This is a genomic window from Hyphomonas beringensis (assembly GCF_000682755.1).
Classification (GTDB): Bacteria; Pseudomonadota; Alphaproteobacteria; order Caulobacterales; family Hyphomonadaceae; genus Hyphomonas; species Hyphomonas beringensis.
Genome location: NZ_AWFF01000087.1, coordinates 12,759 through 29,292, shown reverse-complemented (window position 1 = coordinate 29,292; position 16,534 = coordinate 12,759). Strand labels below are relative to the sequence as shown.

The following is a 16,534-nucleotide window of genomic DNA, read 5'->3' as shown; positions in this document are numbered from 1 at the left end:
GCGTCCCATCGGGACGGCGTTTTTCTCGCGGGTCTGGCCAGTTGCTGTAGCTGGAGGCCTATTCCGCTTCTTCCTGCGCCGGTTCCATGATCAGCGAGACGGACCCGACGCGGAAGCCGAACCAGCCGACGGTCGCCGTGTTCAGCACGTTTCCGCCGCCATCATTGACCAGCACATCCCGGAAGCCAACCTTGCGGCCCTTGCCATTTTCCGATGGCAGCCGAACGTCATATTCCAGACGGAAGGCACGCCCGTCCTGATAGCCACGCGCCGTGCCGACAACGTCTTCGCGGGTGCCAGTATATTCGCCCGGCGCGACACGTTTCAGCTTCCAGGTCTTCGTGTCCGTCTCGCCATCATCATAGGCGAAATCCTCGACCAGTGTGAACGTCTCGCCGTCCCAGGTGCCATTCAGCTGCGCGGTGAAGGGGCGCTGCACGCCGGTGATCGAGTTGAACTCGCCGCGCGCCACATGGGCGCCGGCAAGGTCCCGTTCGATGACGAAGGTCTTGCCCCCGGCATCATCCGGCACAGGCGGCCGTGTGGCGCAGGCCGTGATGAGGGCGAGGGCGGCGAAGGCGGGAAGTTGCTTTTTCATGCCTCTTCTACGCGGCATCCCGGCCATCGGATCAGTCCAGAGCGTACGAATGAACGCTACAGAAAATTCAGTCTGGCCGGTCAGCAGTTGACCTCCATCAAACCCCGAACAGCGCTTCACTGTTCTCCAGGAAGCTGTCGCCGCCTTGCGTGATGCCGGAGACGCGGCCCGGCGCGGTCGCCAGTACGGTCTCTGCAAAGAAGCCTGCCAGCGCCAGCTGACGTGCACGGAAGCCGCCTTCTTCGCCGCGCGCGGACACCGCCGCCTGCGTCAGGAAGTGACCGCCGATGACATCCCCGGCCAGCGACAGATAGGCCGTCGCACCGGCCAGCGCCTTGTCCTGGTCGCGTTCCTTCATGGCTTCCAGCATCCAGTCCGTAGCCTGACGAAGCGCTTCGGCGCCCTCTCTCAACCGGTCAGCAATCTGCACCAGCTGCGGATCATTTGTTGCCCGCGCACTCGCTGCCGTGGCCTCAACCTCGCCCAGCATCACACGCATGGACTCGCCATTCGTGCCCGACAGTTTGCGGCCCACCAGGTCAATCGCCTGAATGCCGTTCGTGCCTTCATAGATCGGGGCAATCCGCGCATCGCGGTAAAGCTGCGCCGCCAGTGTCTCGTTCATGAAGCCCATGCCGCCATGGATCTGCACGCCCAGGCTCGCCACATCGACGCCCATATCCGTGGACCAAGCCTTGGCAATCGGCGTCAGCAGGTCTTCGCGCAGCTTGGCAGAGGCGCGGGTGCTCTCATCCGGCGCCGCTTCGGCAAGGTCCGCCGCCACGCCGCAGGCATAGCAGATCGCCCGGGCCGCTGCGACGCGGGCGCGCATGGTCGTCAGGGTACGGCGCACATCGGCGTGGTGCAGGATCGGCGCCGGACCATCAACGCCAGAGGCCTTGCCCTGCTTGCGCTCCTGCGCATAGTCGAACGCGGCCTGATAGGCCGCTTCGCCCACAGCAACGCCTTCCAGGCCAACATTCAGGCGGGCCGAGTTCATCATCGTGAACATGCAGGCGAGGCCCTTGTTCTCCTGCCCGATCAGCCAACCTGTCGCGTCTTCATATTCCATCACACAGGTCGGGGAGGCATGAATGCCCATCTTCTTCTCTAGGCCGATGCATTTCACGCCATTGCGCTCGCCCAGGCTGCCATCTTCCTTCACCAGGAATTTCGGCACCAGGAACAGAGACACACCGCGAGAGCCCGCAGGCGCATCCGGCAGGCGCGCCAGGACGAGGTGAATGATGTTGTCGGCAACGTCATGGTCGCCCCAGGTGATGTAGATCTTCTGGCCGCTGATGGCATAGCTGCCGTCTTCCTTCGGCACGGCCTTTGTCTTCAACGCGCCGACATCGGAACCCGCCTGCGGCTCGGTCAGATTCATCGTGCCGGTCCAGGTGCCGGAAACCAGATTGGGCAGATAGGTCTGCTTCTGATCGTCCGTGCCATGCGCCAGCAGCGCTTCAATCGCACCAAAGCTCAGCATCGGGCACAGGCCGAACGCCATGTTGGCGGAATGGAACATCTCCATCACGGCCAGCGCCAGGGCTTTCGGCAGGCCCTGCCCACCCCATTCCTCAGGCGCGGAAAGCCCCATCCAGCCACCATCGCGGAACTGGGCATAGGCTTCGGCAAAGCCGGGGGCGGCCGTCACGCCGTCATCTGTCAGCACCGCACCATGCGCATCGCCGGACTGGTTCAGCGGCGCCAGAACATCCCGCGCCAGCTTGTTCGCCTCATCCAGAATCGGGGTGATCAGGTCCGGATCGTAATTCTCGAAAGCCTCAAGTCCCTGCAGCTTTGGCAACCCGGCAACGGACTGAAGCGCAAACGCCATATCATCAAGCGGGGCATTATAGGCCATCTATTTCTCCCAGAATCCACATAAGTCATATCCAACTTAGCCCTTAGCGCGCCACTGGCATGTCGCCAACTGCGCCCTATAATCACCCCCAGACACAATACCACACACTCAGGAGATGATTTTAAATGCGTAATATTCTGCTTTCCGCATCTGTATTGGCCCTTGCGGCCTGCGGTGCTTCCGAAACGACTGCCCCGGCGCAATCCCAGGAAGCCCCGGCGACCACAACCGCTGAACCGACAGCTGCCCCGGCAGAACAAGCCGAAGCTGCTGAAGCCCCGGAAATGGGCCCGGCCGGCACCTACACCATGGACCCGACGCACACCTCCCTGATCTGGAAAGTGAACCATTTCGGCCTGTCCAACTATACCGCCCGTCTCAACTCGGTCGACGGCACGCTGGTCTTTAACCCCGATGATGCCTCCGCCACCTCTCTCGACGTGACCATCGACCCGACCTCTGTCGAAACCGACTATCCGGCAGACTTCAAGGCAGGCCACCCGGATTCCCCGTACGACACGTTCGATCAGGAAATCAGCGAGAGCGGAGACTATTTCAATTCCGGCGAATTCCCGACAATCACATTCAAATCCACCGAAGTGACAACCACCGGCCCGAACACTGGCACCGTCACCGGCGACCTGACCTTCCGGGGCGTTACAAAGCCGGTAACGCTGGACGTCACCTATAATGGCACGGCGACCTTCCCATGGGCTCCAGAGAAACCGAAAATCGGCTTTTCTGCCACCGGAACGCTGAAGCGCTCGGATTATGGCCTCGACATCATGGTCCCGAATCTGGGTGATGAAGTTGAAATCGTGATCGAAACCGAATTCGAACTTGCTGACGCAGCCTCCGAATAAGGTTATCTGACTCGCCATGCAGGCAGAATCTTCAAGATACACCATCGTCGCCATCATCCTTCACTGGGTGATGGCGGCACTTCTTTTGTTCATGATCTGGCTTGGCTGGAACATGGATGACAATGAAGTGCGCTTTCAGTTGCACAAATCCATCGGCATCACGATCCTGTTCCTGACAGTCGTGCGCATCCTGTGGAGATGGCGCAATCCGCCGCCTCCCCTGCCAGATGACATGCCAGCCCGTGAAAAGCTCGCCTCGCATCTTGTGCATATGGCCTTCTATTGTCTGATGGTGATCCTGCCGCTGGCAGGCTGGCTCCTGGTGTCGACCTCGAAGTTCAAGGTGCCGACCGTGCTCTATGGCACGATCAGCTGGCCGCACCTGCCTGTCCCCGGCTTTCTACATTCCGACATCGCCCATGTGATTATCGAGAACATCCACTCGAAAGGCGCATGGGTGTTGATCGTACTTCTGGCCCTGCACGTCGCGGGCGCTGTGAAGCATGAAATCGGCGCCGAAAAAGGCGTCGTCAAACGCATGATCCCCGGCCTGTTCGGCAAGACGGACGGCCCCCAGCGCGCCGCGCGTGGCTATCCCGTCGCCTTCGGCACGGCCATTATTCTGTTCGGCCTGATCGCAGCCATCCCGCTGATGGGTTCTGGCGGGTCCGCCGCGCAAAGCCCTGAGCCGGCCGCCGCTGAAACAGGCATCCAGTCAAACTGGGACGTCAATTACGACACTTCCGAAATCCGCTTCACCGGCATTTACGACAAGAAGGAATTCACCGGCACCTTTGATGACTGGTCCGCCGATGTCGCCTTCTATCCGGATGATCTCGCCAAGTCAGATGTGCGTGTCACCGTCCGCACCGCATCGGCAGATGCCGGCAAGAAGCTCTATAATGACAGTCTTAAGGGCGCCGAATGGTTCGACACGAATGCGCATCCGGACGCCAATATCCGTCTGACCAATTTCCGCGAAACCGCCGAGGGCTATGTCGCGGACGCCGAAATCAGCATCAAATCCATCACGCAGACCGTGCCGCTGAATTTCACCCTGCAGATCGACGGAGACACCGCCACGCTGGATGGCTCTGCCGTGCTGAACCGCAAGGCACTGGACCTCGGCCAGTCCTCGGATCCTTCCGGCAGCTGGGTTGGCCAGGACATCACCGTCACCGTGACCGGCACAGCGACCCGCAAATAGTGACGGACGCGCCTTCCGGGGCCTGCCCATGGGTGGTAAGCCCGCTTTCATGACTGCGCAGATTGTCCCCGTACTGCCCCAGACGCTGGCCCTGGCTGCGGAAATCCTCCGCGAGGGCGGCCTCGTCGCCATGCCGACCGAGACCGTCTATGGCCTTGCCTGTGATGCCTCCAATCCGCAGGCCGTCGCCCGGCTGTACGAGGCCAAAGGCCGCCCGCATTTCAATCCGCTGATCGCCCATGTTGCTGCCATGGACATGGCAAAGCAGGAAGCCATGCTGTCCGAGGAGGCCGAAACCGTCGCGCGCCAATTCTGGCCGGGCCCGCTGACGCTGGTTCTGCCCCGCGCAGCCACCGGAACGGTGTGTGATCTCGCCCGCGCCGGCCTCGACACGATCGGCATCCGTTATCCACGCCATCCCGCAGCGCAGGGCCTGATCGCCGCCTTCGGGCAGCCGGTCGTTGCGCCCTCGGCCAATCGCTCGGGCCATGTCAGCCCCACCCGCGCCCAGCATGTGATGGAAGATCTGGGAGACCGGATCGATCTGATCATCGATGGCGGCCCCTGCGCCACGGGCATCGAGTCCACCATCGTCTCCTTCGCGGGGGAGACGCCCACCCTGCTGCGCACAGGGGGCATCGAAACATCTGCCCTGAACGCAGCCATTGGCGGACACCTCGCCCTGCACACAGATGACTCCATCGTCGCGCCCGGCCAGCTGAAAAGCCATTACGCGCCAGACGCTACCCTGCGCCTCAATGCAGACGCCCCGGAAGAAGGCGAAGCCTGGCTCGGCTTCGGCCCGGACAGCCATACTGGCCTCAACCTCTCCCCCACGGGAGATCTTGCCGAAGCGGCGACGAAACTGTTCGCCATGCTGCGCGCCCTGGATGCGCGGTTTGACCGGATCGCCGTTGCGCGCATCCCGAATGAAGGCCTCGGCGAAGCCATCAATGACCGCCTCGCCCGCGCCGCCTATCGGGACTGACAGGCCATGCACCCCTCCCGCGTCTTCCACGAACATGACCGGGCCTTGCTGCTGGAAACGGCCCGGCAGAACGCCTTTGCCCTCATCATCAGCTGCCTGAACAATCGCCCGTTTGCGGCGCATGCTCCGGTCCTGCTGGATCAGGCCGGTGAGGATATCCAGCTCCGCTTCCACCTCGCCAATGCGAACCCGGCGACCGAGGCCCTGAAACAGTCGGGGCAAGCGCTCGTCGTCTTTACCGGCCCACATGCCTATGTCTCACCAGACTGGTACGGGCAGGAAGATCAGGTCGGCACCTGGAACTATATCTCGGTTGAGGCCGAAGGCCCGGCCACGCCGCTCACTGCCGATGGCACCACCCAATTGCTGGACGACCTCTCTGCTGTATACGAGGCCACCCTTGCGCCAAAGCCCGCCTGGACACGCGACAAGATGGACCCCGCAAAGTTCACCCGCATGCTGACCGCCATTACCGGCTTCCAGCTGACAGCCACACGCTTTGAAGGCATCCGCAAGCTGAACCAGAACAAACCCGAAGCCGCGCGTCAGGGAGTGATCTCTGCGCTAAATGACGCGCCTGATCCGCTCAGCCTCGCAATCGCTGACGAAATGCATAAATTGAAACCATGAAACAGCTCAGCCCAGACTTTCTCTCCGCCGCAAAAGACATTCTCGGCCCGAAAGGGTGGAGCGAAAACCCGGAAGATTTGGAAAAGGTCGCCTCTCCCTGGCGCGGCACCTATAAGGGCGAAACGCCATTCCTCGCCAAGCCGGAAACGACAGAGCAGACCGCCGCCCTCGTCAAACTGTGCAACCAGCACAGCGTCGCGATCACGCCCCAGGGCGGCAATACCGGCCTTGTCGATGCAGGCACCCCGCATGGCGAGATCTGCATTTCCATGCAGCGCATGACGGCCATCCGCTCGGTCGATGCCGTCAACAATTCCCTTGTGATAGAGGCCGGCGCGCCCCTCGTCACGGCCCAGCAGGCCGCCGATGAGGCGAAGCGCCTCTTCCCGCTTTCGCTCGGTTCGGAAGGCACAGCGACGATTGGGGGGCTGATCTCCACCAATGCCGGCGGCGTTGCCGTGCTGCGCTATGGCATGATGCGTGATCTGATCCTCGGCCTTGAAGTCGTGCTGCCGAGCGGAGAGATCTGGAACGGCCTCTCCGGCCTGCGTAAAAACAATACAGGGTACGATCTGAAACACCTCTTCGCTGGCGCCGAAGGCACGCTCGGAATCATCACTGCCGCGACACTGAAACTGTTCCCGAAGGTCCAGCGCGTCAGTGCCTGGGTCACCTGCAAGAGCGCAGAAGATGTCGTCGCCCTGCTCGCCCTCGTGCGCGATCATGCAGGCGACACCGTCACCAGTTTCGAGATCATCCCCGCCAATGCCATCGCCATGGTGCAGGCAGATGTTCCGGACACGCGCGATCCCCTGCCATCAGACCTGCCCTGGCGCGTCCTGATGGAAGTGTCCATGTCGCGCGCCGCACATGCCCGCGAGGTCATCGAAGAGGCGCTGGGGGCAGCCTATGAGGCAGAGCTGGTCAAGGATGCCGTCATTGCCGAAAGCGTCGCCCAGGCTGAAAGCTTCTGGCACATACGCGAGACCATCCCGCTGTCAAAGCGCGCCTATGGCACCGCCCTGAACCAGGACATCTCCGTGCCGGTCAGCCGCATTCCGGATTTCATCGACAGCTGCAACGCCGCCATACTGGAGCTGATCCCCAAATCGGAATTCGTCATCTTCGGCCATGTCGGCGATGGCAATCTGCATTACTCCGTCTGCGAACCAGCCGATGCGAGCGAGCATGTCCTGGCCGGTCAGCAATCAGCGGTCTTCCGCATCATCTATGATCAGGTCATGGCCTTTGACGGCTCGATCAGCGCAGAGCATGGCGTCGGCCGCCTGAAGCGGGACGAGCTGGAACGCATCCGCCCCAAGGCCGCGACCGAAACCATGCGCGCCATCAAGCGCGCGATCGATCCGAACAATATCATGAACCCGCAGCGCGTGATCAGCACCTAGCGCAACTGACGCAGCAGCCGCCCGTCCAGGTCTGACACGCGATTGACGCCCAGCAAGGCGAGACCGCGCCTGACATCCGCCGCCAATATGTCCAGCGCGCGGGTCACGCCCGCCTCGCCGCCTGCCGCAAGCCCGAACAGATAGGCCCGGCCCAGCGCCACACTATTGGCCCCGCGCGCGATCAGCTTCAGCACATGCGCGCCCCGGCGCACGCCGCCATCGGCAATGATCTCCACGCCTGCGCCAACCGCCTGACGGATCTCCGGCAACAGATCTATGACGGGCACGGAAGTATCAATCTGCCGCCCCCCATGGTTTGACACCCATACCGTGCTGGCGCCGCTGTCCACCGTACGCCTTGCATCTTCAGCCGTACTAAGGCCCTTCACGGCAAACGGTCCGCCCCATTCATTGATGAACCAGTCGAGGTCTTTCCAGCTCATCGTTGGATCGAACAATTCGTTGATGACGCCCATCACGTCGCGCCCGCCCGTATCGACCTGTTCGAAATTGGCCGGGCCAATGCTTGACGAGGTCAACATGTCGAACAGATAGCCAGGCTTTGCCAGCGCCTGTGTCGCGGTTTTCCGGTTGATCTTCGGTGGCACGGAAAAGCCATTGCGCGGGTCGCGTTCGCGCTGCCCGGCAACCGTCGCATCAACCGTCAGGATACAGCCCGTATAGCCCGCTTCCTTGGCGCGGGCCATGAAATCCCGCACGATCCCGCGATCCTTCCAGACATAGAGCTGAATGAATTTCGGCACGTCCGGCGCCGTGGCGGCAATGTCTTCAAGCGTCTGGCTGCCCAGCGTCGAAACGCTATAGGCAATGCCCGCCTTCTGCGCCGCCGCCGCGACGGCCAGTTCGCCTTTTCTCGGATGGAACAGGCGCGAGGCCGCCGTCGGAGAGATAAAGAAAGGCTGGGAAATTCTCTGGCCAAACACGGTGCAGCTCGTATCGATCTGAGAGGAATCGACCAGAGAGTCCCACTGCCAGCCATAATCGGCAAACCGCTCCACAGAGCTGCGCAGCGTGTACTCGTCCTCCGCGCCGCCATCGATATAGTCGAACACCATGCGCGGCAGGCGGCGCTTCGCCGCTGCACGCAAATCGCTGATGTTAATGGCATTCCCAACCCGGCTCATGGATCAAGCCTAGGCACAATTTCCCCATCAGGCAATCAGAAGTCTTGCTGCTTTGCGAAAAGCCCGAATGAGACTAGCCTTTGCGCCTGAACCTTGTGGGAGGACATTTCATGCGCACGACACTTCTGGCTCTCGGCCTGCTCATTCCCCTTGCGGCCTGCGATCCCCGCGGCCCGGTGGTCGGCGGCCCCTGCAGCTATGACAGCACGGTTTTTGAGGCCACCATTCGCAAAGTGGATGACACGGACATCATTTTCGATGGACCGGATGGCGAATTCTATATGTCCCTCAGCGACTTCGAAACGACACCTTCCGTAGGGGATACGTTCACGGTGAAGCGAGACCTCATCACCGAAGGCACCTGCACCCCGGAAATCTATTCCATCATGGAATAGGGCCTGCGCCATCCTTGTCATCCTTCGTAGCGTCCCGGCTCTTCGCAGCGCTTGGCCGGGATGACACATCACAGAACTTATCCGACAAAAAATCACCCCCAACCTGCAGCAAACACTGGGGTAAAAATAAACTTGTCCGACACCCTCCGTTCCCGGTGTATATTGGGAACATGACGGATCCGCGCTTCGCCCCGGCTTTTGCCTATGTCCACCCGGTCTTCTGGCCGTGGTTGTGGCTGCAGCTTTGGGCCATCGCGAAATATCAGAAAGAGACCGGCCAGCACTTCCTGTTGCGCATCACACGCTACGGCTCCGTCCATTTGAAATATGCGTCCGACCGCCCGAAGCCAAAACCAAAGAATCTCTACAAATATGAAGCGCCCGCTGTGCCCGCTTGGGAACGCCCGGCGCTGGGCAGCGATCTGCCAATTGAGTTTGCCAAAGATACCCAGCCGTTCATCCTGAACGCGCTGACAGACGCACTGCACGCGACAATCGCAGAACTGCGCACGGCTTACCGCGAGCCGGCCCCCAACACGTCCTGATACGGAACTTTCTGCCGAATTCAGCTCCCCTTACCGGATGGCCACCGCCATGCCGGGCAAAACTGCTGGCCGAAACATAAATGCCCCGTGCGCCGCTAGCCCCGGCGCCCGAACAGCTTCTCGATATCGGCCAGTTTCAGCTCCACATAGGTTGGGCGACCATGATTGCACTGGCCGGAATGCGGCGTCGCTTCCATCTGGCGCAAAAGATGGTTCATCTCCTCGCCATTGAGGCGGCGACCCGCCCGAACAGATCCCCGGCAGGCCATATTGCCCATCACTTCCTCGAAGCGCTCTTTCAGGGCAAGGCCCGCATCATATTCGGCGAAATCATCGGCCAGATCGCGGATCAGCCCTGCAGCGTCCATCTCCCCGAACAGGGCCGGGGTTGCCCGTACACAGACGGCGCCGACGCCAAACGGCTCGATCTCCAGCCCCAACTCGGCCAGTTCTTCTGCGCGCTCCAGCACCCGCTCGGCTTCATCCTCTGACAATTCCACCACATCGGGGATCAGCATGGCCTGGCGCTTCACGCCGCCTGCCGCCATCTGGCGCTTCATGTCCTCATAGACGAGGCGCTCATGTGCGGCGTGCTGGTCGACGATGACAATGCCATCCGCCGTCTGCGCCACCACATAGGTTTCGTGCAGCTGCGCCCGGGCGACGCCCAGCGGGAAGTCTCTTGGCGTCTCCTGTGGCGCCATCGCGTCCGTCTCCACCCGCGCAGAGGGCGCGCCATCATTGCGCCAGTCAGGGGCGTAGGATTGCGCATAAGAGGGCGCAGGGCTTTCCTGAAACCCTGCCCCATGCAGCCCTGACGGCTCCAGCGGTGCATCCAAATCCGGCCCGACGGGCTGGCGATAATAGGAAGAGGGCGAAGCCTGCCGCTCTGGCGCAGGCGGCACAGACCAGAGATTGGGCGCAGTCGCCTCCTCGATCTTCACCTTGCCCAGCGCATAGTCCGCTACCGTAGTGGACGCCCGGTGCCCGGCCGCTGCCAGTGCATGGCGCAGCGCACCAATCATCAGGCCCCGTACATTCCCGGCATCGCGGAAGCGCACTTCGGTCTTCGCCGGGTGCACGTTGACGTCCACATATTCGGGGTCCAGGTCCACAAACAGCGCGGCCAGTGGATGCCGGTCCCGCGCCAGGAAATCCTGATACGCCGCCCGGATCACGCCGTTCAGCATACGGTCTTTCACGGGGCGACCATTGACGAACAGGAACTGCATCTGCGCATTGCCACGGTTCAGTGTCGGCAGGCCTGCAAAGCCGCTGAGACGCACGCCTTCGCGCTCTGCGTCTACCTCCAGCGCATTATCCTTGAATTCCCGCCCCATGATGGCCCCCAGACGCGCCAGATGGCCCTCTGCGCCCTCGGCCTCGACGCCATAGCGCAGGCTGTTGCGACCATTATTCTCCAGGCTGAAGGCCACTTCCGGGTTCGCCATGGCCAGGCGCTTGATCGTGTCCGTCACGGCCATGCTCTCGGCGCGTTCACCCTTCATGAATTTGAGGCGCGCAGGCGTCGCATGGAACAGGTCGCGCACTTCAACGCGCGTGCCCGTCTCGCCGCGTCCGGTAAAGGCAGACGGCTTCGGCCCTTCGATCCGGCCGGCCTCGATGAACACTTCGGCGGCATCCTCGCCCGCCGCGCGGGACGAGATGCTCATCCGGCTGACCGAGGCGATAGAGGGCAATGCCTCTCCGCGAAAACCCATTGTGTGGATGTTCAACAGGTCCACCCGGCCCGCATCATCCGGCACCAGCTTTGAGGTGGCATGCCGCTCCAGCGCCACAACCAGATCCTCGGCAGACATGCCGCAGCCATCATCCTCGATGACCATCCGCTTCAGGCCGCCCGCCTCAATGGAAACGGAGATGCGCCGCGCGCCCGCATCCAGCGCATTCTCGACCAGCTCTTTCACTGCGGCAGCCGGACGCTCAACCACCTCACCGGCTGCGATACGATTCACAACATCAGGGGATAGTCTACGAATTTCGGGTCTGGAACGAACAGAATCAGGCATGTGAACAGGATAACGCGGCGGACGGATTTTGTCCCCGTCCGCCACGCACCCACGCCCGCAGCCCTACGCGTGCGTCGTCCCCGCGCCCTTCAAGACGAGCCCACAAAGCCTGCCTATACGGGCTTTCCCTAGCGGCGGCCTGTTGCCGCAGCGCACAAGCGCACACCCCACTCTGCGACCAAACCTGTTGTATTCATTGCATTATAAGCCGGTTCACGGCAGGCTGCAGCGCAGTTTGCAAATTGCCGCGTACACGCCCACTATGCGGCCGGACAACAGCTGGAGCATTGTTTTCCCATGAAGATTTATCATTCCACCGCCATTGCAGCGGCCTCTCTCCTGGCCCTCGCAGCCTGCGGGAAGCAGGACGCGCCTGCGTCTGACCCGACGCCGCCGGCGGCCACCGAAACCCCGGCTGCAGAAACGCCTGCTGCAGCCCCCGCCGAAACGGCCCCGGCCCCTGCTGCAGAGACCGACACAGCAGCAGCTACGCCTGCCGCCGATACGTCAGCGGCCATTGCGGATGCGGCCTCTCCGTTCGCAGACCTGCCGGCACCGTACAACACGGCTGACTACAATCGCGGTCGCCGCACGTTCAAGCTCTGCCAGTCCTGCCACATCCTGAAGGAAGGCGGCGGCAATCTGGTCGGCCCGAACCTTTACGGCCTGTTCGGTCGTGAGGCTGGCTCTCTGGAAGGCTTTGCCTATTCCCCGGCCCTGCAGGAAGCTGACTTCATCTGGACCCCGGACAAGGTGGATCACTGGCTGGAAAACCCGAACACCTTCCTGGCCGGTAACCGCATGACCTTTGCCGGCGTGCGCAAGCCGGAAGACCGGGTCGCGGTCGTCGCCTATCTGATGTCCGAAACCGGATATGACGCATCCAAGATGCCGGCTGACGAATAGTCAGTGTTTGACAGTCATGGCGAGCAGGATGGCCTGCTCGTCATACTCCCCGGCAAATTCCTGCCGGTAGCCAAGGGCCAGATCGACCCAGGGAAAGTGATAGCCGAGCTTGGTCTCATACTTGTTTGAGTCCGCTGTATCATTGCCACGTTCGATCCAGAGCTGCTGGCTGAGAAAGACATTCTTCCACAAATCCACGCCATAGCCGATCTCGGCGCGATAGCGTGTGCAGCCATCCTCGTGATGAACCACGGCGGCATCCGCAAACGTGTAGAAGCTGCGTGCCCCTCGAACACCCGAGAGACCGCCGCTGAGCCGCGCCTCGGCGCCCCAGGCATCGCAGCCAAAGATGCCTGCCACCGAGCTGCCATAGACCAGGCCGCCCTCTGCGCCGACGGCCCACCCCTTGTGGGAGAGCAGCTGGTGGCGCACCGTCAGACGGGCGGCCTCCTTGTCCAGATCATAATCGCTGTCATAGGTCACGGCTTCGGACTTTGCGGTCACCAGCCAGCCATCCGCAAAGCCGTATTCGCCATAAAGCTCGACCCGATTTCCATCGATGTCTTCAAGCTCTTCCTGCGTTACGGTGGCTTGCAGGTACCAATTGCCCTGCTCCTGTGCCCATGGCCCAGCCCAAGCTGGCTCGGCCAAGCACAGGCCCCCGCATGCGATCCCCCAAAAACCCCTCATCCCTTACTATTTAATTCAGGAATTTCAGGTTGAAAACAGTTTTGTTGCTCAGACGGGCCAGGCCCGCCCCTCCAGAACAGTCCGGTACCCGTCCGGGTCTTCAAATGTGTAGCCAACCTCGTCCCAGTATGAATTTAGAGAGACTACCGGCAGAAAGCCCGCAGCCTTCATTTGCGCAACCGCCTGTTGCAACGCGTGGGCCTCCGGCACGTAGAACACCAGAAGGTGTTCCTGGCTGGGCGAGCGGCCAAATGCGAAAAGCCCCACCAGCAAGCTGGCAGGGCTTCATCATGCAGGAACCGTTCGGGGCCTTAGAGGCGGAAACGGATCTGGTCTGACCAGAAGCGCTCAAGGCGCGAAATGGTCTTGTTCAGCTGGGACAGGTCGTCCGGACGAACGCTGGCGGTCGGCTCAAGGGCGCCAGCCTGCTTTTCAAACAGGGACTCAACACGCTTGCGGACTTTCAGGCCGCGCTCGGTCAGGCGCAGCGTCACGGTACGTTTGTCGTCTTCAGAGCGGGTCTGGATCAGATAGCCGCCTTCCTGAAGTTTCTTCACGTTATAGGAGAGGCTGGTGCCGGCAAAAGCGCCACGGGCACGCAGGACGGATGCCGGAGCTTCCCCTTCGCCAATTTCGTAAAGAAGCAGGGCTTGGACACCGGTCAGAGACCGTTCACCGGCGCGCTCCAGATCGTCTTTAACGACGTCATGAAGACGACGGTGCGCCTGCTCAAGTAAAGAGAGAGACTTAAGGAAAGACTCACCAAGGGAAAGGTCTGCAGTTTCCTGCAATTCAGCAATCATCATTTTCACCACCACTCAACTTTTGTTGTAGTTTGAATAGAAATACACCGCCAATCCTAATGAATTGATAAGCATGCCTCTTTTTCAAGTGATGATGGTTAATATTCGGACGAATACATTAACCGTTACTATTGCGTAACGATTTCAGCGCGCTGAGTTGTGGATAAGTCTGTAGTATTCGCTCAGGCGAATGTGTCGGCTGTGCTGCGAATGCCATATTTCGGGCTGGGCCCGTGCTTGTTCGGGTCGGCACGACTGTCGATGAACATGAAGACCAATACGATCAACCAGCCGATATAGGGAATGAAGTTAAGTAAATACATCCATCCCGACAGATCCTGGTCGTGCAAGCGGCGCACCGTGACCGATATCCCCGGAATGATATTGTAGAGCACCCAGAGTGTGGTGAAGATCGGGAAGAAGAAGGCATCGGAGCTTGAGGCCATTTCAGACAGACTGGCCATGATCGCAATGTCGACAACAAAGGCCATGACTGTCACCAGCCAGGAAAACAGAACATAGCCCCAATATTCCCGTCGGCGTGCCCGCCCTGTAAACTTGAAGTACCTGACAGAGATCGCCCTCAGAAAGTAAGTGAAGATGCCTTCACTCTTCTGCGTTACTGGGGGCGAGTAAGTATTGGCAGGGTGAACATAGCTCGGCTGCGCTGCCGACGGCGCGGCGGCATGGCCCGCGCCCAACAGATAGATGTCGCGCGCCTCTCCACCGGTTGGAACAAAATCCACGGTATGGCCAGGCACAAGACGATTGCCATCCCGGGCTTCCTGCTGGGTAAAACTGTACCGGACTCCGTCATCGCCAAGGATCAGGCCTTGTCCGTTATTGGAGTCTGCTTTCAATACCTGACCGCGCATGTCTGCCACCCTGAACTGCTGCAATATATACACTCAGGAAGACAGGGTCTGTCTACCCGCTTAGTCCCCGAAGGTCAGCTCATCCTCGCCGAGCGGCTCAAAATAGCGGGCGACATCGGCGTCGCTGACCTGTTCCAGCGTGGGCGGATTCCAGTTCGGCGTATTGTCCTTGTCGATGATCACAGCGCGCACGCCTTCGATGAAGTCATGGCTCTGCACCTTGCGCCAGCCAATGCGGTATTCCATCCGCATATTGTCTTCAAAGTCACGCAGCTTACCGCCTTCGCGTACCTGGCGCAGCGCGACCTTCACCGTTTCCGGCGACTTGGTGCGGATCGTCTCGGCCTGCTTCAGCGCCCAGTCGCCCCCTTCGGCCTCCAGGGCCGCGACGATCTCTTCGGCGGTATCCTTGGCAAAGCACGCATCAATGATGTCACGATGCTCTTCAAAGCTGCCGGCCGGAACGGCATGGGTCAGACTGCCCAGAATCTCGTTCAGCATCTCAGCAGCCCCAATAGAGAAGTCTGCCCGTGCAATCTGTGTCTTCAGATTGGGCACCAGTTCGGACGGCAAGTAATGTGTTGCCACTTTCGCCGCGGCCACATCCACACCCTTGAGGCGGGCCCCGGTAAGCGCCAGCCAGGTGCCAAGCTCTCCCGATAGACGCGGCAGGAACCAGCCTCCGCCGACATCCGGGAACAGGCCGATGCCGGTTTCCGGCATCGCAAAGACGGTGCGCTCGGTCGCGATACAATGAGAGCCATGAACCGACAGGCCAACTCCGCCGCCCATGGTGACGCCATCCGCGATGGCCAGAACCGGCTTGGGGAAAGACTGAAGCGCCGCATTCATGCGGTATTCGACATTGAAAAAGGCGCGCGCCTCACTCGCGTCGCGCTGCCCGCTTTCGGCCAGCATGCGGATGTCGCCCCCGGCGCAGAAGCCGCGCGTATCGTCCTGATGGTCAATCATGACGAGATAGACGGTCGGGTCATCGGCCCACCGCTCCAGCGCGGCGAGAATGGTCTCACACATGGGGGCGTTCAGGGCGTGCAGAGCCTTTGGCCGGGTCAGGGTGATATGCCCGACACCGCGTTGCACACTGATCGATACCTCGTCTGACATACTCCAACCCTTTATCCTGGCGCCTTGCGCGCACCTTCTGTTGCCTTGCCCCGTAGACCTACCGCCGCGATTCGCGCGATCAAGTCTGCCCACGGGGAAATTCTTAACAATATCCGAACGAGATTCTTGAATTCGCGAAATTCCCGATGCGCGAATATTTACACATATTAGGTATAAGTCCTGAGTATGAGAGAACACAACGCATCCGGGCCAGACCAACGTGGCCGCCGCACGCCGGTGATTGAAAAGGGCACCCTGAAACTGGGCCTGTTCAAGAAGGTGCAATGCGAGATCCGTGATCTCTCCTCAGGCGGGGCGCGCATCGTTACCCCGAATGGCATGGACCTGCCAGAAGAATTCTCCATTCGCATTGCCCGCCAGAAACGCGCACGCCCCTGCCTGCGTCGCTGGCAGAGTGGCCGCGAAACCGGCATCGAATTCATCTAGTCTCAGCTGGTCTC

The 16,534-nt window shown here is 61.0% G+C and carries 18 protein-coding genes; 9 read left to right on the top strand and 9 right to left on the bottom strand.

Annotated features, from left to right (window positions below):
* Positions 1 to 58: 58 nt before the first annotated feature.
* A complete protein-coding gene (locus HY29_RS16325) occupies positions 59 to 598 on the bottom strand; it encodes a DUF3833 family protein (protein WP_051601677.1) in 540 nt (179 codons plus the stop codon).
* 97 nt (positions 599 to 695) lie between these two features.
* A complete protein-coding gene (locus HY29_RS16320) occupies positions 696 to 2,465 on the bottom strand; it encodes an acyl-CoA dehydrogenase (RefSeq protein WP_034798958.1) in 1,770 nt (589 codons plus the stop codon).
* A gap of 125 nt (positions 2,466 to 2,590) precedes the next feature.
* Here HY29_RS16320 and HY29_RS16315 point away from each other — a divergent pair, with 125 nt between their 5' ends.
* From HY29_RS16315 to HY29_RS16295, 5 genes are read left to right on the top strand one after another with little or no spacing between them, the layout of a single operon-like run.
* The gene (locus HY29_RS16315; protein ID WP_034798956.1) at positions 2,591 to 3,328 is read left to right on the top strand and encodes a YceI family protein; all 738 of its coding nucleotides are present in this window, start codon (positions 2,591 to 2,593) and stop codon (positions 3,326 to 3,328) included.
* Positions 3,329 to 3,344: 16 nt separating this feature from the next.
* Positions 3,345 to 4,535, top strand: coding sequence for a cytochrome b/b6 domain-containing protein (locus HY29_RS16310; protein ID WP_034798953.1), 1,191 nt, complete (start codon positions 3,345 to 3,347; stop codon positions 4,533 to 4,535).
* A gap of 28 nt (positions 4,536 to 4,563) precedes the next feature.
* Positions 4,564 to 5,523, top strand: a complete 960-nt coding sequence (locus HY29_RS16305; RefSeq protein ID WP_241765244.1) for an L-threonylcarbamoyladenylate synthase — start codon at positions 4,564 to 4,566, stop codon at positions 5,521 to 5,523.
* Positions 5,524 to 5,529: 6 nt separating this feature from the next.
* The gene (locus HY29_RS16300; RefSeq protein ID WP_051601675.1) at positions 5,530 to 6,153 is read left to right on the top strand and encodes an FMN-binding negative transcriptional regulator; all 624 of its coding nucleotides are present in this window, start codon (positions 5,530 to 5,532) and stop codon (positions 6,151 to 6,153) included.
* Entirely contained in the window at positions 6,150 to 7,559 is a 1,410-nt protein-coding gene (locus HY29_RS16295) for an FAD-binding oxidoreductase (protein ID WP_034798950.1), read from the top strand. Before HY29_RS16300 ends, HY29_RS16295 begins: the two co-directional genes overlap by 4 nt.
* Here HY29_RS16295 and HY29_RS16290 read toward each other — a convergent pair.
* Positions 7,556 to 8,704, bottom strand: a complete 1,149-nt coding sequence (locus HY29_RS16290) for an alpha-hydroxy acid oxidase (RefSeq protein WP_034798948.1) — start codon at positions 8,702 to 8,704, stop codon at positions 7,556 to 7,558. The two genes, HY29_RS16295 and HY29_RS16290, sit on opposite strands and share 4 nt — an antisense overlap.
* Positions 8,705 to 8,814: 110 nt before the next feature.
* Here HY29_RS16290 and HY29_RS16285 point away from each other — a divergent pair, with 110 nt between their 5' ends.
* Together HY29_RS16285 and HY29_RS16280 are read left to right on the top strand one after the other, a co-directional pair.
* Positions 8,815 to 9,099 (top strand): hypothetical protein, encoded by a 285-nt coding sequence (locus tag HY29_RS16285; RefSeq protein WP_034798946.1) that lies wholly within the window; start codon positions 8,815 to 8,817, stop codon positions 9,097 to 9,099.
* 170 nt (positions 9,100 to 9,269) lie between these two features.
* Positions 9,270 to 9,644, top strand: a complete 375-nt coding sequence (locus HY29_RS16280; RefSeq protein ID WP_155838390.1) for a hypothetical protein — start codon at positions 9,270 to 9,272, stop codon at positions 9,642 to 9,644.
* A gap of 95 nt (positions 9,645 to 9,739) precedes the next feature.
* Here HY29_RS16280 and mutL read toward each other — a convergent pair whose 3' ends face one another.
* Positions 9,740 to 11,674 (bottom strand): DNA mismatch repair endonuclease MutL, encoded by a 1,935-nt coding sequence (gene mutL / locus HY29_RS16275; protein WP_034798941.1) that lies wholly within the window; start codon positions 11,672 to 11,674, stop codon positions 9,740 to 9,742.
* 297 nt (positions 11,675 to 11,971) lie between these two features.
* On the opposite strand from mutL, the gene HY29_RS16270 reads away from it, so the two are divergent.
* Complete coding sequence (locus tag HY29_RS16270; RefSeq protein WP_034798939.1) at positions 11,972 to 12,580, top strand: c-type cytochrome; 609 nt, start codon at positions 11,972 to 11,974, stop codon at positions 12,578 to 12,580.
* Here HY29_RS16270 and HY29_RS16265 read toward each other — a convergent pair whose 3' ends face one another.
* The 5 genes from HY29_RS16265 to HY29_RS16245 form a co-directional block, all read right to left on the bottom strand.
* Positions 12,581 to 13,231: a hypothetical protein gene (locus HY29_RS16265; RefSeq protein WP_034798937.1), complete on the bottom strand. Its 651-nt coding sequence runs from the start codon at positions 13,229 to 13,231 to the stop codon at positions 12,581 to 12,583. It abuts the gene before it with no gap.
* Positions 13,232 to 13,318: 87 nt separating this feature from the next.
* The gene (locus HY29_RS16260; protein ID WP_338390436.1) at positions 13,319 to 13,537 is read right to left on the bottom strand and encodes a VOC family protein; all 219 of its coding nucleotides are present in this window, start codon (positions 13,535 to 13,537) and stop codon (positions 13,319 to 13,321) included.
* A 44-nt stretch (positions 13,538 to 13,581) separates the two neighbouring features.
* The gene (locus HY29_RS16255; protein WP_155838389.1) at positions 13,582 to 14,076 is read right to left on the bottom strand and encodes a MarR family winged helix-turn-helix transcriptional regulator; all 495 of its coding nucleotides are present in this window, start codon (positions 14,074 to 14,076) and stop codon (positions 13,582 to 13,584) included.
* 179 nt (positions 14,077 to 14,255) lie between these two features.
* Positions 14,256 to 14,948: a DUF805 domain-containing protein gene (locus tag HY29_RS16250; protein ID WP_051601671.1), complete on the bottom strand. Its 693-nt coding sequence runs from the start codon at positions 14,946 to 14,948 to the stop codon at positions 14,256 to 14,258.
* Positions 14,949 to 15,008: 60 nt separating this feature from the next.
* Positions 15,009 to 16,073, bottom strand: coding sequence for an enoyl-CoA hydratase/isomerase family protein (locus tag HY29_RS16245; protein WP_034798933.1), 1,065 nt, complete (start codon positions 16,071 to 16,073; stop codon positions 15,009 to 15,011).
* Between the two features lie 186 nt (positions 16,074 to 16,259).
* On the opposite strand from HY29_RS16245, the gene HY29_RS16240 reads away from it, so the two are divergent.
* Complete coding sequence (locus HY29_RS16240; protein ID WP_034798930.1) at positions 16,260 to 16,520, top strand: PilZ domain-containing protein; 261 nt, start codon at positions 16,260 to 16,262, stop codon at positions 16,518 to 16,520.
* The last annotated feature ends 14 nt before the right edge of the window (positions 16,521 to 16,534 follow it).

Bases quoted from the DNA above. Each gene is read 5' to 3' on its own strand.
- HY29_RS16325 (WP_051601677.1), bottom strand. From the start codon at position 598: ATGAAAAAGCAACTTCCCGCCTTCGCCGCCCTCGCCCTCATCACGGCC.
- HY29_RS16320 (WP_034798958.1), bottom strand. From the start codon at position 2,465: ATGGCCTATAATGCCCCGCTTGATGATATGGCGTTTGCGCTTCAGTCC.
- HY29_RS16315 (WP_034798956.1), top strand. From the start codon at position 2,591: ATGCGTAATATTCTGCTTTCCGCATCTGTATTGGCCCTTGCGGCCTGC.
- HY29_RS16310 (WP_034798953.1), top strand. From the start codon at position 3,345: ATGCAGGCAGAATCTTCAAGATACACCATCGTCGCCATCATCCTTCAC.
- HY29_RS16305 (WP_241765244.1), top strand. From the start codon at position 4,564: ATGGGTGGTAAGCCCGCTTTCATGACTGCGCAGATTGTCCCCGTACTG.
- HY29_RS16300 (WP_051601675.1), top strand. From the start codon at position 5,530: ATGCACCCCTCCCGCGTCTTCCACGAACATGACCGGGCCTTGCTGCTG.
- HY29_RS16295 (WP_034798950.1), top strand. From the start codon at position 6,150: ATGAAACAGCTCAGCCCAGACTTTCTCTCCGCCGCAAAAGACATTCTC.
- HY29_RS16290 (WP_034798948.1), bottom strand. From the start codon at position 8,704: ATGAGCCGGGTTGGGAATGCCATTAACATCAGCGATTTGCGTGCAGCG.
- HY29_RS16285 (WP_034798946.1), top strand. From the start codon at position 8,815: ATGCGCACGACACTTCTGGCTCTCGGCCTGCTCATTCCCCTTGCGGCC.
- HY29_RS16280 (WP_155838390.1), top strand. From the start codon at position 9,270: ATGACGGATCCGCGCTTCGCCCCGGCTTTTGCCTATGTCCACCCGGTC.
- mutL (WP_034798941.1), bottom strand. From the start codon at position 11,674: ATGCCTGATTCTGTTCGTTCCAGACCCGAAATTCGTAGACTATCCCCT.
- HY29_RS16270 (WP_034798939.1), top strand. From the start codon at position 11,972: ATGAAGATTTATCATTCCACCGCCATTGCAGCGGCCTCTCTCCTGGCC.
- HY29_RS16255 (WP_155838389.1), bottom strand. From the start codon at position 14,076: ATGATGATTGCTGAATTGCAGGAAACTGCAGACCTTTCCCTTGGTGAG.
- HY29_RS16250 (WP_051601671.1), bottom strand. From the start codon at position 14,948: ATGCGCGGTCAGGTATTGAAAGCAGACTCCAATAACGGACAAGGCCTG.
- HY29_RS16245 (WP_034798933.1), bottom strand. From the start codon at position 16,073: ATGTCAGACGAGGTATCGATCAGTGTGCAACGCGGTGTCGGGCATATC.
- HY29_RS16240 (WP_034798930.1), top strand. From the start codon at position 16,260: ATGAGAGAACACAACGCATCCGGGCCAGACCAACGTGGCCGCCGCACG.